This window comes from Bradyrhizobium sp. RP6, assembly GCF_003837805.1.
GTDB lineage: Bacteria > Pseudomonadota > Alphaproteobacteria > Rhizobiales > Xanthobacteraceae > Bradyrhizobium.
In genome coordinates this window covers 51,551-64,036 of record NZ_RQIT01000004.1, presented here as the reverse complement: position 1 = coordinate 64,036, position 12,486 = coordinate 51,551, and the positions used below count along the sequence as shown (strand labels likewise).

General features: G+C 64.8%; 12 protein-coding genes. 10 read left to right on the top strand and 2 right to left on the bottom strand.

Annotated elements, in window-relative coordinates; genetic code table 11:
- Nucleotides 1-2 precede the first annotated feature (2 nt).
- On the bottom strand, nucleotides 3-1,520 hold the full coding sequence (gene fixL, locus EHH60_RS11265) for a sensor protein FixL (RefSeq protein WP_124159542.1): 1,518 nt from the start codon (nucleotides 1,518-1,520) through the stop codon (nucleotides 3-5).
- 217 nt (nucleotides 1,521-1,737) lie between these two features.
- On the opposite strand from fixL, the gene EHH60_RS11260 reads away from it, so the two are divergent.
- The 10 genes from EHH60_RS11260 to ccoS all read left to right on the top strand — a co-directional run bounded on the left by EHH60_RS11260 (nucleotide 1,738) and on the right by ccoS (nucleotide 11,280).
- Complete coding sequence (locus tag EHH60_RS11260) at nucleotides 1,738-2,571, top strand: universal stress protein (protein WP_124159541.1); 834 nt, start codon at nucleotides 1,738-1,740, stop codon at nucleotides 2,569-2,571.
- Between the two features lie 38 nt (nucleotides 2,572-2,609).
- The gene (locus EHH60_RS11255; protein ID WP_124159540.1) at nucleotides 2,610-3,035 is read left to right on the top strand and encodes a CBS domain-containing protein; all 426 of its coding nucleotides are present in this window, start codon (nucleotides 2,610-2,612) and stop codon (nucleotides 3,033-3,035) included.
- Between the two features lie 334 nt (nucleotides 3,036-3,369).
- The gene (gene ccoN, locus EHH60_RS11250) at nucleotides 3,370-5,019 is read left to right on the top strand and encodes a cytochrome-c oxidase, cbb3-type subunit I (protein WP_124159539.1); all 1,650 of its coding nucleotides are present in this window, start codon (nucleotides 3,370-3,372) and stop codon (nucleotides 5,017-5,019) included.
- A 12-nt stretch (nucleotides 5,020-5,031) separates the two neighbouring features.
- Nucleotides 5,032-5,766 carry a cytochrome-c oxidase, cbb3-type subunit II gene (ccoO, locus tag EHH60_RS11245; protein WP_124159538.1) on the top strand — a complete coding sequence of 245 codons (735 nt, stop codon included), beginning with the start codon at nucleotides 5,032-5,034 and terminating at the stop codon, nucleotides 5,764-5,766.
- A 13-nt stretch (nucleotides 5,767-5,779) separates the two neighbouring features.
- Nucleotides 5,780-5,944, top strand: a complete 165-nt coding sequence (locus tag EHH60_RS11240) for a cbb3-type cytochrome oxidase subunit 3 (protein WP_028179361.1) — start codon at nucleotides 5,780-5,782, stop codon at nucleotides 5,942-5,944.
- A gap of 6 nt (nucleotides 5,945-5,950) precedes the next feature.
- A complete protein-coding gene (gene ccoP, locus EHH60_RS11235; RefSeq protein ID WP_124159537.1) occupies nucleotides 5,951-6,826 on the top strand; it encodes a cytochrome-c oxidase, cbb3-type subunit III in 876 nt (291 codons plus the stop codon).
- A 117-nt stretch (nucleotides 6,827-6,943) separates the two neighbouring features.
- Nucleotides 6,944-8,410: a cytochrome c oxidase accessory protein CcoG gene (gene ccoG / locus EHH60_RS11230; protein WP_124159536.1), complete on the top strand. Its 1,467-nt coding sequence runs from the start codon at nucleotides 6,944-6,946 to the stop codon at nucleotides 8,408-8,410.
- A gap of 16 nt (nucleotides 8,411-8,426) precedes the next feature.
- Nucleotides 8,427-8,912, top strand: coding sequence for a FixH family protein (locus EHH60_RS11225; protein WP_124159535.1), 486 nt, complete (start codon nucleotides 8,427-8,429; stop codon nucleotides 8,910-8,912).
- An 11-nt stretch (nucleotides 8,913-8,923) separates the two neighbouring features.
- Complete coding sequence (locus tag EHH60_RS11220) at nucleotides 8,924-11,113, top strand: cation-translocating P-type ATPase (RefSeq protein ID WP_124159534.1); 2,190 nt, start codon at nucleotides 8,924-8,926, stop codon at nucleotides 11,111-11,113.
- Entirely contained in the window at nucleotides 11,113-11,280 is a 168-nt protein-coding gene (gene ccoS, locus EHH60_RS11215) for a cbb3-type cytochrome oxidase assembly protein CcoS (protein WP_061878267.1), read from the top strand. The genes EHH60_RS11220 and ccoS overlap by 1 nt, the downstream gene beginning before the upstream one ends.
- On the opposite strand, the gene EHH60_RS11210 is transcribed toward ccoS, so the two are convergent.
- The gene (locus EHH60_RS11210) at nucleotides 11,277-12,479 is read right to left on the bottom strand and encodes an MFS transporter (protein ID WP_124159533.1); all 1,203 of its coding nucleotides are present in this window, start codon (nucleotides 12,477-12,479) and stop codon (nucleotides 11,277-11,279) included. The genes ccoS and EHH60_RS11210 overlap by 4 nt on opposite strands.
- Nucleotides 12,480-12,486: the final 7 nt, after the last annotated feature.

Below are 12,486 nucleotides of genomic sequence, written 5' to 3'. Positions count from 1 at the left end.
GATCAGCTCTCGTCGGTTGCCGGCAAGGTGAAGCGGAAAGTCGCTCCGCCCGCCGTGTTGCTTTCGGCCCACATGCGGCCGCCGTGAGCCTCGATGATCGAGCGGCTGATGGACAGTCCCACGCCCATGCCGGTGTCTTTGGTGGTGAAGAAGGTCTGGAACAGGTTCGGAACGACGTCGTCGCGGAAGCCCGAGCCGGTGTCGGAAACCTCAACCTCGATCATGTCGTCAGCGACGCGGGTGTTGGCGACGACGAGCTCGCGCCGCGGCGACTGCGCCATTGCTTCCAGCGCATTGCGGAACAGATTGACCAGCACCTGCTGGATCTGCACCCGGTCGGCGAGGACGAGATCGGCGTCAGGATCGAGGCTGAAGCGGAGCTGCACGTTCTGCTCGCGCGCGCCGGCGAGCCCGAGCGCGCCGGCTTCCTCGATCAGCTTCGACAGGCTCTCGACCCGCTTTTCCGATTCGCCGCGGGAGACGAAGTCGCGCAGCCGGCGGATGATCTGGCCGGCACGCAAGGCCTGCTCCGCCGCTCGATCGAGCGCACTTTCGACCTTCGGCGAGTTGGGATCGCTGCTGCCGGCGAGGAGGCGCCGCGATCCCTTCATGTAGTTGCTGATCGCCGCCAGCGGCTGGTTGAGCTCGTGGGCGAGAGCGGAGGCCATTTCGCCCATTGCGGTCAACCGCGACACATGCACAAGCTCGGCTTGCAGTTCCTGGAGCCGCGCCTGGGTCTGCTGGTGCTCGGTGAGGTCCCGCACGAAGCCGGTGAAATGAGGCTCGCCCGCGCGTTGCGTCTGCCCGACGGAGAGGTGCATCGGGAAGGTCGTGCCGTCGCGGCGCTTGCCCGTCACAATCCGGCCGATGCCGATAATGTGCGGCTCACTCGTCCTGAGATAGCGCGCAAGATACCCGTCGTGACGCGACTGATCGGGCTCAGGCATGAGAATGCTCACGTTCCGGCCAATGGCTTCCTGCCTGCTGTAGCCGAACAGCCGCTCCGCGGCGCTACTGAAGAGCTGCATGATGCCGCGTGAATCGATGACGATCATGGCGTCGGGCACCGTTTCGAGAATCGAGCGTAGATGATTCTCCTGGGAGCGCAGGGCCTCCTCGAGCTGCTTTTCCTCGTTGATGTCGAGGAATATCCCGCTGAGATGACGTGGCGCGCCCGAATCGTCCCGGATCACGCCGGCCCTGGCTCGGATCCATTGGCCGTTTCCGGACGCGCCGCCGACCTTGAACGACAGGTCAAGTCCCCCGCCGCCTTCCGAGAGGCGCCCGATCGCCTTCAGGAGGTGGTCCCGATCGCCTGGTTCCAGCAGCGAAAGAAAGAGCTCGTAGCTGACGGCCTGGTCCCGCTCGAGGCCAAACAGCCGCTTGGCCATCTCCGACCATTCAAGCTCGCGGGTCTGCAGATCGAAGTCCCAGGTGCCCACCCCGAATCCCTCGATGCGGCCCCGGAAATGCTCGCCCCGACCGTCGTCTGCTGGAGGGGTCACGCGGGTCGGCGCCAAGCTCTGCTCCTATCCTCGGCGGGCAGGCAGGATACCTTTACCGCTCCCGCAATTTCGCCCAAGGCTCGCTCCGAGGCAAGCGCAGACGTTGAATTCACTGGCGGATTTCCTACTGAACGATGGGGGAGCCAGAAGCGCTTGTTTTGATCTATCTCAGCCTGTCGCGCGGCAGCAGGTCTAGGATTCGACGAAATTTGATGATGCTGGGAGATACTCGATGACATACGCGACCGTCATGGTCAGCCTGGCGCTCGACCAGCCCAACGAGGCGCGTCTTCAGGTCGCGGGCGAGCTCGCCGAGCGATTCGAGGCTGCCATCATCGGGGTCGCCGCGGCCCAGTTCGCGCCGCCGCTCTATTTCACTGACGGTACCGAGGCGCAGGCGCTGATCGACGAGGGCGAAGCTTCGGTCAAGCGAGGGATGGCCGGCCTGGAAGCACAATTCCGCGCAGCAACCAAGAATCGCGGCGGACACGTCGAGTGGCGCAGCGCGATGGATTTTCCGACGCGATTCGTCCTGGCGCAGGCGCGTTGCGCCGACATCGTCGTCAGCGGAGGGCAGAGCCCGGCCTTCTCCGATGCTTTCTCGCTCGCGAGCCCCAAGGATCTGGTGATGCAGGCCGGCCGTCCGCTTCTCGTCGTCCCCGATCGGGTCAACTGGCTCGACCTGCGCAACGTGCTGGTGGCGTGGAAGGACACGCCGGAGGCGCGGCGGGCGGTGAGCGACGCGCTGCCGATGCTGCGCAAGGCGAGGGACATCACCATCGTCGAAATTCCAGAGCAGGGCAACGACCGTTCGGCCGTGATGGCCGGCGTCACCGACGTTGCCGCCTGGCTCGGCCGTCACGGCGTCACCGCGACCGCACGCGTCTCGGAGGCCGCCGCGGACGAAAGCGCGGCGGCGCATTTGGAGAAAGTCGCCGGCGATGTCGGCGCCGGCCTGATCGTCGCGGGCGCTTATGGTCATTCGAGGTTTCGTGAACTGATCCTTGGGGGCGTCACCCAGTATCTGGTCACGCAAACCGCCCGGAGCGTGCTGCTGTCGCACTGACCGCCGTCCGGTCAGTATCGAATCGAGGAGGACGCGTCGTGTACAAATTTCTTGAACAGACTGTCGACGGCTACATGACGCGCAACGTCAAGACGGTGCAGCGCGGCCTCGACTTGTTCCAGCTCAGCGAGATGTTCGAGATCGACGATTTCAATTCCTATCCGGTCGAAGACGACGGGCAGGTGGTCGGCATCGTCACCAAATTCGACATCCTGAAGTGCTTCGCCTTCACGCCGAGCCAGATGTTGCCCCGCTACGATGACCTGATGAGACGCAAGATCAGCGACATCATGACGCCCGAGTTCATCTATGTCAGCCCCGACACGCGGCTGACACGTGTGCTCCAGATCATGGTCGATCACCGCATCAGGAGCATCATCGTGCTCGACGGTACACAGAAGCTGGTCGGCATCATTGCCCGCGAGGACGTCATCGCCGCGCTCAAGGCGACGGCCCGAGAGTAAGCAGGAGCTCCGTGATTTTACGGAGAGGTTTCTGTTTCTTCACTTCTTCCCTTGTGGGAGCCGCACAGGCTGCCTTCGGCGCCCGCCCTTGAGAACGCCGGCTATGGCCGAATGAGCGGCCTGTCTCCACGGAGACATTTCACTGCGGAGCTGACTCCTCATCCAAGCGAGTTCGCCGCACCTTTCTCGCTGCCCTCTGCCGCAATGGCAAACGGCACCTCAACTGCCGGCACATCGCCTCACATTAACAGAAATCCATCCAGCTTGATTTCAATCAATTCCCTGCGAGGGTGAATGTGATTTCTGGCAGCGAGTTCTTTCAGAGAGAATCCGCATGAGCCAGCCATCCATCTCCAAATCCATGACCATCGGTGAAAGCGGCTTGGCTGTCGTGTTCGCAATCACCGCTTTCCTTTGCGTGATCGCCTCGGCCAAGGCGCTCGATGCGCCCTTCGCCTTCCATGCCGCGCTCAGCGCGGCGGCGAGCCTGGCTGCGGTGTTCTTCATCGTCAACCGCTACTTCGAACGGCCGGCGGCGCTGCCGCCCCAGGAAATCAACGGCCGCCCGAACTACAACATGGGGCCGATCAAGTTCTCCGCCTTCATGGCGATGTTCTGGGGCATTGCCGGATTCCTCGTCGGCCTCATCATCGCCTCGCAACTGGCCTGGCCCGCGCTGAACTTCGATCTGCCCTGGATCAGCTTCGGCCGCCTGCGCCCGCTGCACACCTCCGCCGTGATCTTCGCCTTCGGCGGCAACGTGTTGATCGCGACCTCCTTCTACGTGGTGCAGAAGTCCTGCCGCGCGCGCCTCGCCGGTGACCTCGCGCCGTGGTTCGTCGTGCTGGGCTACAACTTCTTCATTCTGATCGCCGGCACCGGCTATCTGCTCGGTGTCACCCAGTCGAAGGAATATGCCGAGCCGGAATGGTACGCCGATCTGTGGCTGACCATCGTCTGGGTCGCCTATCTGCTCGTCTTCCTTGCCACCATCTTCAAGCGCAAGGAGCCGCACATCTTCGTCGCGAACTGGTTCTATCTCGCCTTCATCGTGACGATCGCGGTCCTGCATCTCGGCAACAATCCGGCGCTCCCCGTCTCGGTGTTCGGCTCGAAATCCTACATCGCCTGGGGCGGCATCCAGGACGCCATGTTCCAGTGGTGGTACGGCCACAACGCGGTCGGCTTCTTCCTGACCGCCGGCTTCCTCGCCATCATGTACTACTTCATCCCGAAGCGCGCCGAGCGGCCGATCTATTCCTACCGGCTCTCGATCATCCACTTCTGGGCGCTGATCTTCCTCTACATCTGGGCCGGCCCGCACCATCTGCACTACACGGCGCTGCCGGACTGGACGCAGACGCTCGGCATGACCTTCTCGATCATGCTGTGGATGCCCTCCTGGGGCGGCATGATCAACGGCCTGATGACGCTGTCGGGTGCCTGGGACAAGCTGCGCACCGATCCCGTGCTGCGCATGCTCGTGGTCTCCGTCGCCTTCTACGGCATGTCGACCTTCGAAGGCCCGATGATGTCGATCAAGGTGGTCAACTCGCTCAGCCACTACACCGACTGGACCATCGGCCACGTGCACTCCGGCGCGCTCGGCTGGGTCGGCTTCGTTTCCTTCGGCGCGCTCTACTGCCTGGTGCCGTGGGCCTGGAATCGCAAGGGTCTCTACAGCCTGAAGCTCGTCAACTGGCACTTCTGGATCGCCACCCTCGGCATCGTTCTTTACATTTCGGCGATGTGGGTGTCCGGCATTCTTCAGGGCCTGATGTGGCGCGCCTACACCTCGCTCGGCTTCCTCGAATATTCCTTCATCGAGACCGTCGAGGCGATGCATCCCTTCTACATCATCCGCGCCGCCGGCGGCGGGCTGTTCCTGATCGGCGCGCTGATCATGGCCTACAATCTCTGGATGACGGTTCGCGTCGGCGAACAGGAAGTCCAGATGCCCGTCGCTCTTCAGCCGGCGGAATGAGGAGCTAAAGCAATGTCGTTCTGGACACGCCACCAAGTCTTCGAAAAGAACTCGATCATCCTGGTCGTCGGCATCTTGCTGGTGATCGCGATCGGCGGTCTCGTCGAGATCACGCCGCTGTTCTACCTCAAGAGCACGATCGAGAAGGTCGACGGGGTCAGGCCCTATACGCCGCTGGAGCTCGCCGGACGCAACGTCTACGTCCGCGAGGGCTGCTATCTCTGCCATTCGCAGATGGTCCGGCCCTTGCGCGACGAGGTCGAGCGCTACGGCCACTTCTCGCTCGCCGCCGAGAGCATGTTCGACCATCCGTTCCAGTGGGGCTCCAAGCGGACCGGTCCGGATCTCGCCCGTGTCGGCGCCAAATATTCCGACGACTGGCACGTCACCCATCTGACCAATCCGCGTGCGATCGTGCCGCAGTCGGTGATGCCGGGCTATCCGTTCCTCAGCAAGACCGAGATCGACCCGGATGCGATCGCCGGCGACATGCGCACGCTCAGGACCGTCGGCGTACCCTATAGCGACGAGCAGATCGCCAACGCAGCCGCCGACCTGAAGGCCCAGGCCGATCCGGACAATGCCGGCACCGATGCCTTCGGCAAGCGCTACGCCAAGGCCGTCGTGCGCAATTTCGACGGCAAGTCCGGCACGCCGACGGAGATGGATGCGCTGATCGCGTACCTGCAGATGCTCGGCACGCTGGTCGACTTCAAGATCTACAACGAGAAAGCCAATCTTCGCTGAGAAGGCATGAACGATGAAAGCCATCCTGACCGTCCATAATCTTGCGTCCGATCTCGTGACGACGATCTGGACACCGGTGTTCGTCGCGATCTTTCTCGCGATCGTCGCCTATGCATTCTGGCCCCGTAACAAGGCTGTGTTCGACAAAGCAGCGCACCTGCCGTTGCGGGAGGAGTAGAGAGCCATGACCGATCATTCTAGCGACATCGATTCCGTCTCCGGCAAGTCCACGACCGGACACGAGTGGGACGGCATCAAGGAGCTCAACACGCCGCTGCCGCGCTGGTGGGTGATCACCTTCTATCTCACCATCGTCTGGGCGATCGGCTACTGGATCGTCTATCCGGCCTGGCCGCTGATCTCCAGCAATACCGCCGGCGTGTTCGGCTACTCCTCGCGCGCCGACGTCGCGGTCGAGCTCGCCAACCTCGAGAAGATCCGCGGTGACAAGATGGTGGCGCTGGGTGCGGCCTCGCTCGCCGACATCGAGAAGGACCCAGCTCTGCTGGCGCTCGCCCGCGCCAAGGGCAAGACCGTATTCGGCGACAATTGCGCGCCGTGCCACGGCTCCGGCGCCGCCGGCGCCAAGGGCTATCCGAACCTGAACGACGACGACTGGCTGTGGGGCGGCTCGCTCGACCAGATCATGCAGACCATCCAGTTCGGCGCGCGTTCCGGTCATGCCAAGACGCATGAGGGCCAGATGCTCGCCTTCGGCAAGGACGGCGTGCTGAAGCCGGACGAGATCGTCACGGTCGCCAATTACGTGCGGTCGCTGTCCGGCCTTTCGACCCGTAGCGGCTATGACGCCGCCAAGGGCGAGAAGATCTTTGCGGAGAATTGCGCCGCCTGTCACGGCGATGCCGGCAAGGGCAACCAGGAGCTCGGCGCACCGAACCTGACCGACAAGATCTGGCTGTACGGCTCCGACGAGGCGAGCCTGATCGAGACCATCAGCCAGGGCCGCGCCGGTGTGATGCCGGCGTGGGAAGGCCGGCTCGATCCCGCCACCATCAAGGCGATGGCGGTCTATGTCCACTCGCTCGGAGGCGGCAAATAGCCGATCCAGACCGACGACTTCCGACGGGGGCGAAGAAAAGCGCCCCCGTTTGCGTTGGATCAAGGGACTTTCCGGCGTCGGGTCTAGGTTTAATCGCACCTCTTGAAAGATTCAGCGATGAACAAGGCCGTCAATCCGAACGAACTGAAGCCTGCGGACGACAGCGCGCCGCTCTACGCGGCGCGCAGGAAGGTGTACCCCCAGAGCGTCTCGGGCACGTTTCGGCGGATCAAATGGACCCTGATGGCGATCTGCCTCGGCGTCTACTATTTCCTGCCGTTCGTACGCTGGAACCGGGGCCTCGGCGCCCCCAGCCAGGCGGTGCTGATCGATCTTCCCAACAGCCGCTTCTATTTCTTCTTCATCGAGCTGTGGCCGCAGGAGGTCTACTACTTCACCGGCCTGCTGATCGTGGCCGCGGTGGCGCTGTTCCTGATGAACTCGGTCGGCGGCCGCATCTGGTGCGGCTATCTCTGCCCGCAGACGGTGTGGACCGACCTGTTCTACGCCGTCGAACGTCTGGTCGAGGGGGACCGGCGCGAGCGGATGAAGAAGGACAAATCGTCCGATCCGCTGAAGCTCGAGCGCATCTCCGAGATCGTGCTCAAGCATTCGATCTGGCTCATGATCGCGTGGTGGACAGGCGGCGCCTGGGTGCTCTATTTCAACGATGCGCCGACCCTGGTGAAGGAGCTCGTCACCTTCCAGGCGCCGATGATCGCCTATATCTGGATCGGCATCCTCACCGCGACGACCTACCTCCTCGCCGGCTTCATGCGCGAGCAGGTCTGCACCTATATGTGCCCGTGGCCGCGCATTCAGGCCGCGCTCACGGACGAATGGGCGCTCAACGTCACCTATCGCTACGATCGCGGGGAGAAGCGTACCTCGGTGAAGAAGGCGGCCGAGCTGCGCGCGCTCGGCCAGCAGGTCGGCGATTGCGTCGACTGCTACCAATGCGTCGCGGTCTGCCCGACCGGCATCGACATCCGCAACGGACCGCAGCTCGAATGCATCCAGTGCGGGCTCTGCATCGACGCCTGCGACAACGTGATGGCGAAGATCGGCCGGCCGAAGCGCTTGATCGGCTACGACAACGACATCAACATCCACCGCCGCCAGGAAGGCAAGGCGCCGATCTACCGCATCGTCCGCGCCCGCACCATCGTCTACAGCGCGATCATCGCGGCGGTCGGCGGCATCATGATCTACACGCTCGCGACCCGCAGCCTGCTCGACGTCAACGTGCTGCACGACCGCAATCCGGTTGCGGTCAGGCTCAGCGACGGCTCGATCCGCAACGCCTACACGGTGCGGCTGCTCAACAAGAGCGGGTACGACCGCGCCATCGCGATCGACGTGGAGGGGCCGGTCAATCCCAGGATGCACGTCATCGGCGTCGATTCGGTGACGCCGGATCGCCCGATCATCGTGATTCCGCGCGACTCCACCAGCGAGCTGCGGCTGCTCGTCACCGCACCGGCCGACAACAATCCGGAGAAGTCGATTCCCGTCCGCTTCCACGTCATGGATATCGGACTGGGTGTCGCCGCGAGCGCCACCGACAATTTCGTCGCGCCTTAAGGATCAGGAGACTGCCATGGCTTCCAAGCCTCTGACCGGAACCAAGGTCTTGCTGATGCTGGTTGCTTTCTTCGGCGTCGTGATCGGCGTCAACGCGACCATGATGAAGCTCGCGATCGCGACGCTGCCCGGCACCGACGTCGACAGTCCCTACGCCGCTGGCCTCGTCTATGACCGCGAAATCTCGGCGGCGCAGGACCAGGCCGCGCGCAAATGGAAGGTCAATGCCCATATCGAGCGCCTCAACGATGGCGGCGCCTCGGTCCAGGTCGAGGCTCGCGATGCCGGCGGCCAGCCGATCTCCGGGCTGAAGTTCGGCGGCCGGCTGGAGCGGCCGACCGACAAGCGCGCCGATCTCGCCGTCGAACTGACCGAATCCGGCATCGGCCTCTATCGCGGCAGTGCCGCGTCCGTCGCGCCGGGCCAATGGGACCTGGTGATCGAGGGCGAGGCGCGGGGAGCGCGCGTGTTCCTGTCGCGCAACCGCGTTATCCTGAACTGAAGGGCTTCGTCATGCACGTCACGCGAGACTTCTCGCACTACATCCGGAGCGCGGGCGAAGGCATCCAGCACATCGATCTCGCGGTCGAAGGCGTTCACTGCGCCGGGTGCATGGCCAAGATCGAGCGCGGCCTGTCTGCCATCCCCGACGTCACGCTTGCGCGCGTGAACCTCACCGACCGCCGCGTCGCACTGGAATGGAAGGCGGGCACGCTCGACCCTGGTCGTTTCATCGATCGCCTCCAGGAGCTCGGCTACAAGGCCTATCCGTTCGAGACCGAGAGCGCGGAGGAGGCCGAGGTCGCCGAATCCCGTTTCCTGCTGCGGTGCCTCGGCGTCGCGGCGTTCGCCACCATGAACGTGATGATGCTGTCGATCCCGGTGTGGTCGGGCAACGTCTCGGACATGCTGCCCGAGCAGCGCGACTTCTTCCACTGGCTGTCGGCGCTGATCGCGCTGCCGGCGGCGGCCTATGCCGGCCAGCCGTTCTTCCGCTCCGCCTGGCGCGCGCTGTCGGCGAAGACGACCAACATGGACGTGCCGATCTCGATCGGCGTGATCCTCGCGCTCGGCATGTCCGTGGTCGAGACCATCCACCACGCCGAGCACGCCTATTTCGACGCGGCGATCATGCTGCTGACCTTCCTGCTGGTAGGTCGCTTCCTCGACCAGAACATGCGGCGGCGGACCCGCGCGGTCGCCGGCAATCTCGCGGCGCTGAAGGCGGAGACGGCTGCGAAGTTCGTAGGTCCCGACGAAATCTCGCAAGTGCCCGTGGCCGCTATTCACGCCGGCGACATCGTGCTCCTGCGGCCCGGCGAGCGCTGCGCAGTCGACGGCACCGTGATCGAGGGGCGTTCCGAGATCGACCAGAGCCTGATCACCGGCGAGACGCTCTACGTCACGGCCGAGCAGGGCACGCCGGTCTATGCCGGATCGATGAACATCTCCGGCACGCTGCGGGTGCGGGTCTCGGCCGCCTCCGAGGCGACGCTGCTCGCCGAGATCACGCGGCTGCTCGACAACGCGCTGCAGGCGCGCTCGCGCTACATGCGGCTCGCCGACCGCGCCTCGCGGCTGTATGCGCCGGTGGTGCATGCGACCGCGCTTCTGACCATTCTCGGCTGGGTCATCGCCGGCGCGAGCTGGCATGATGCGATCGTGACCGGTGTTGCCGTCCTCATCATTACCTGCCCCTGTGCGCTGGGCCTTGCCATTCCGACCGTGCAGACGGTCGCCTCCGGTGCGATGTTCAAGTCCGGGGTGCTGCTGAACTCCGGCGACGCGATCGAGCGGCTGGCAGAAGCCGACCATGTCATCTTCGACAAGACCGGTACGCTGACGCTGCCCGACCTCGAAGTGATGAATGCGGCCGACATTCCCGCCGATATCTTCGAGCTCGCCGGCCGGCTCGCGCTGTCGAGCCATCATCCGGTCGCTGCCGCCGTCGCTCAGGCGGCCGACGCGAAATCTCCGATCGTCGGTGCGGTCGAGGAGCCCGGGCAGGGCGTCCGCGCCACCGTGGACGGCGTCGAGCTTCGCCTCGGCCGTCCGTCCTTCTGCGGTGCCGAGGCGCTGGTCGGCGAGGCCACGCTCGATCCCGAAGCCTCCATCGTCGCCTTCAGCAAGGGCAGCGCCAGATTCATCCTCTCGGTGCGCCAGGGCCTGCGTCCCGATGCGCAGGCCGTGGTCGCGGCGCTGAAGGCGCGCAACATCGGCCTCGAGATCCTGTCCGGCGACCGCGAGCCGGCGGTGAAGGCGGCGGCGCATGCGCTGGCCATTCCCGAGTGGCGCGCCGGCGTCACGCCGGCCGACAAGATCGCGCGGATCGAGGAGCTGAAGCAGCGCGGCGCCAAGGTGCTGATGGTCGGCGACGGCATGAACGACGCGCCGTCGTTGGCGGCAGCTCATGTGTCGATGTCGCCGATCTCGGCCGCGCATCTCAGCCAGGCCACCGCCGATCTCGTCTTCCTCGGCCGGCCGCTCGCCCCGGTGGTTGCCGCGATCGATGCTTCGCGAAAAGCGCTGCACCTGATGCGGCAGAACCTCTGGCTTGCGATCGGCTACAACGTGCTTGCCGTTCCGGTCGCGATCAGCGGCATCGTGACGCCCCTGATCGCGGCAGCGGCCATGAGCGGATCCTCGATCCTGGTCATGCTGAATTCGCTGCGTGCCCGCAGCGCCTCGCGGGAGATCGTGTGATGGAGATCCTGGTCATCCTGGTCCCGCTGGCTTTGATGCTCGGAGGTGCTGGTCTCGTCGCCTTCCTCTGGTCGCTGCGCAGCGGCCAGTACGACGATCTCGACGGCGCCGCCTGGCGCGCGATCGCCGACGACGAGCCGCCGCAGGAGGCCCCAGTCGAGCGTTAGCGCTTCAGGTCGAAGGTCAGCAAGGCGGCCAGCGCGAGCGCCACGCCCACACCGGCGACGCAGGCCTGCCAGCCGAAAGCATCGAACAGCCGGCCGAGCACGGCAGTGCCGACGAGCCCGCCGCAGAAGTAACACGCAAGGTAGGTCCCGCTGGCGATGCCGCGGTTGTCGGTTGCGGCCTGTCCGACGAAACCCGTCGCGGCGGCCTGCGCGAAGAATGTGCCGACGCCGACCAGAACCATGCCGGCAAGCACCGCGCCCAGATGCGGCGCCAGCATCAAGGGCAGGCCCAGCCCGGCGACAGCGAGCGCGCTCCAGATCGTGGGCCGCGTTCCCAGCCGTGCGGCCACCCTGCCGGCCAGAAGCGTGGTGACGATGGACGGCAGGAAGACGAAGTAGACGAGGCCCAGATCCATCATGCCGAGCGACAGCGGCGGCCGCACCAGCACGAAATTGACGAAGGTGAAGGTGCCGATGAAGGCGAACAGGATGCAGAAGCCGATGCCGAAAGCGGCGCGCAGCCTCCGATTGCGCCAATGCGCGATGCTGGCGGAGAGGGGCGAAGCCGCCGGGATCGTCGCATGCATCGGCTGCACGCGCTGGATGGTGAAATAGACCAGCACCGCGCCGGCAAGATTGAGCCCTGCGAAGAAATAGAAGTTCGAGGCAAGGCCGAGGCCGTCGGCAACCGCCGCCGAGATCAGCCGGCCGACGAGATTGCTGGCGACATTGCCGGTGATATAGGCGGCAAACGCGCCGCCGGCATCCGTGGCGCTGCATTGCTCGCCGAGATGGGCGAGAGTGAGCGCAAAGGCGGACGCCATGCAGAGACCCTGTGCCACGCGCAGAGCGGTGAAGACGACAAGATCCGGCGCGGACGCCAGCAGGCTGGTGGGAATCGCAAGGAGCGTCAGGCTGAGCAGGATGCCGGTCCGCCGGTCGATATGCGGGCTGAAGAAGCCGACGACGAGGCCGGCGACCGCCATGCCGAAGGTGCTGGCATTGACGGCAAAGCCCATCGCTGCGGGGGTGACGCCGTAGTGCCGCGTCAGCGAGGGAAGGATCGCCTGCGTCGCGAAGAGGTCGACGACGGTCAGGAATGCGGTGAGGCCGATCACGAGCGAGCGAAACGCGAGACCGGAGGAATGCGCCTCCATCGTCATCGCGGCCGGTTTGATGGAAGCGGAAAGATCGGCCATGGCCTGA

Coding starts and splice junctions, on each gene's coding strand:
- ccoG (WP_124159536.1), top strand. CDS start 6,944: ATGAACAAGGCCGTCAATCCGAACGAACTGAAGCCTGCGGACGACAGC.
- EHH60_RS11210 (WP_124159533.1), bottom strand. CDS start 12,479: ATGGCCGATCTTTCCGCTTCCATCAAACCGGCCGCGATGACGATGGAG.
- ccoN (WP_124159539.1), top strand. CDS start 3,370: ATGAGCCAGCCATCCATCTCCAAATCCATGACCATCGGTGAAAGCGGC.
- ccoO (WP_124159538.1), top strand. CDS start 5,032: ATGTCGTTCTGGACACGCCACCAAGTCTTCGAAAAGAACTCGATCATC.
- EHH60_RS11240 (WP_028179361.1), top strand. CDS start 5,780: ATGAAAGCCATCCTGACCGTCCATAATCTTGCGTCCGATCTCGTGACG.
- ccoP (WP_124159537.1), top strand. CDS start 5,951: ATGACCGATCATTCTAGCGACATCGATTCCGTCTCCGGCAAGTCCACG.
- ccoS (WP_061878267.1), top strand. CDS start 11,113: ATGGAGATCCTGGTCATCCTGGTCCCGCTGGCTTTGATGCTCGGAGGT.
- EHH60_RS11220 (WP_124159534.1), top strand. CDS start 8,924: ATGCACGTCACGCGAGACTTCTCGCACTACATCCGGAGCGCGGGCGAA.
- EHH60_RS11260 (WP_124159541.1), top strand. CDS start 1,738: ATGACATACGCGACCGTCATGGTCAGCCTGGCGCTCGACCAGCCCAAC.
- EHH60_RS11225 (WP_124159535.1), top strand. CDS start 8,427: ATGGCTTCCAAGCCTCTGACCGGAACCAAGGTCTTGCTGATGCTGGTT.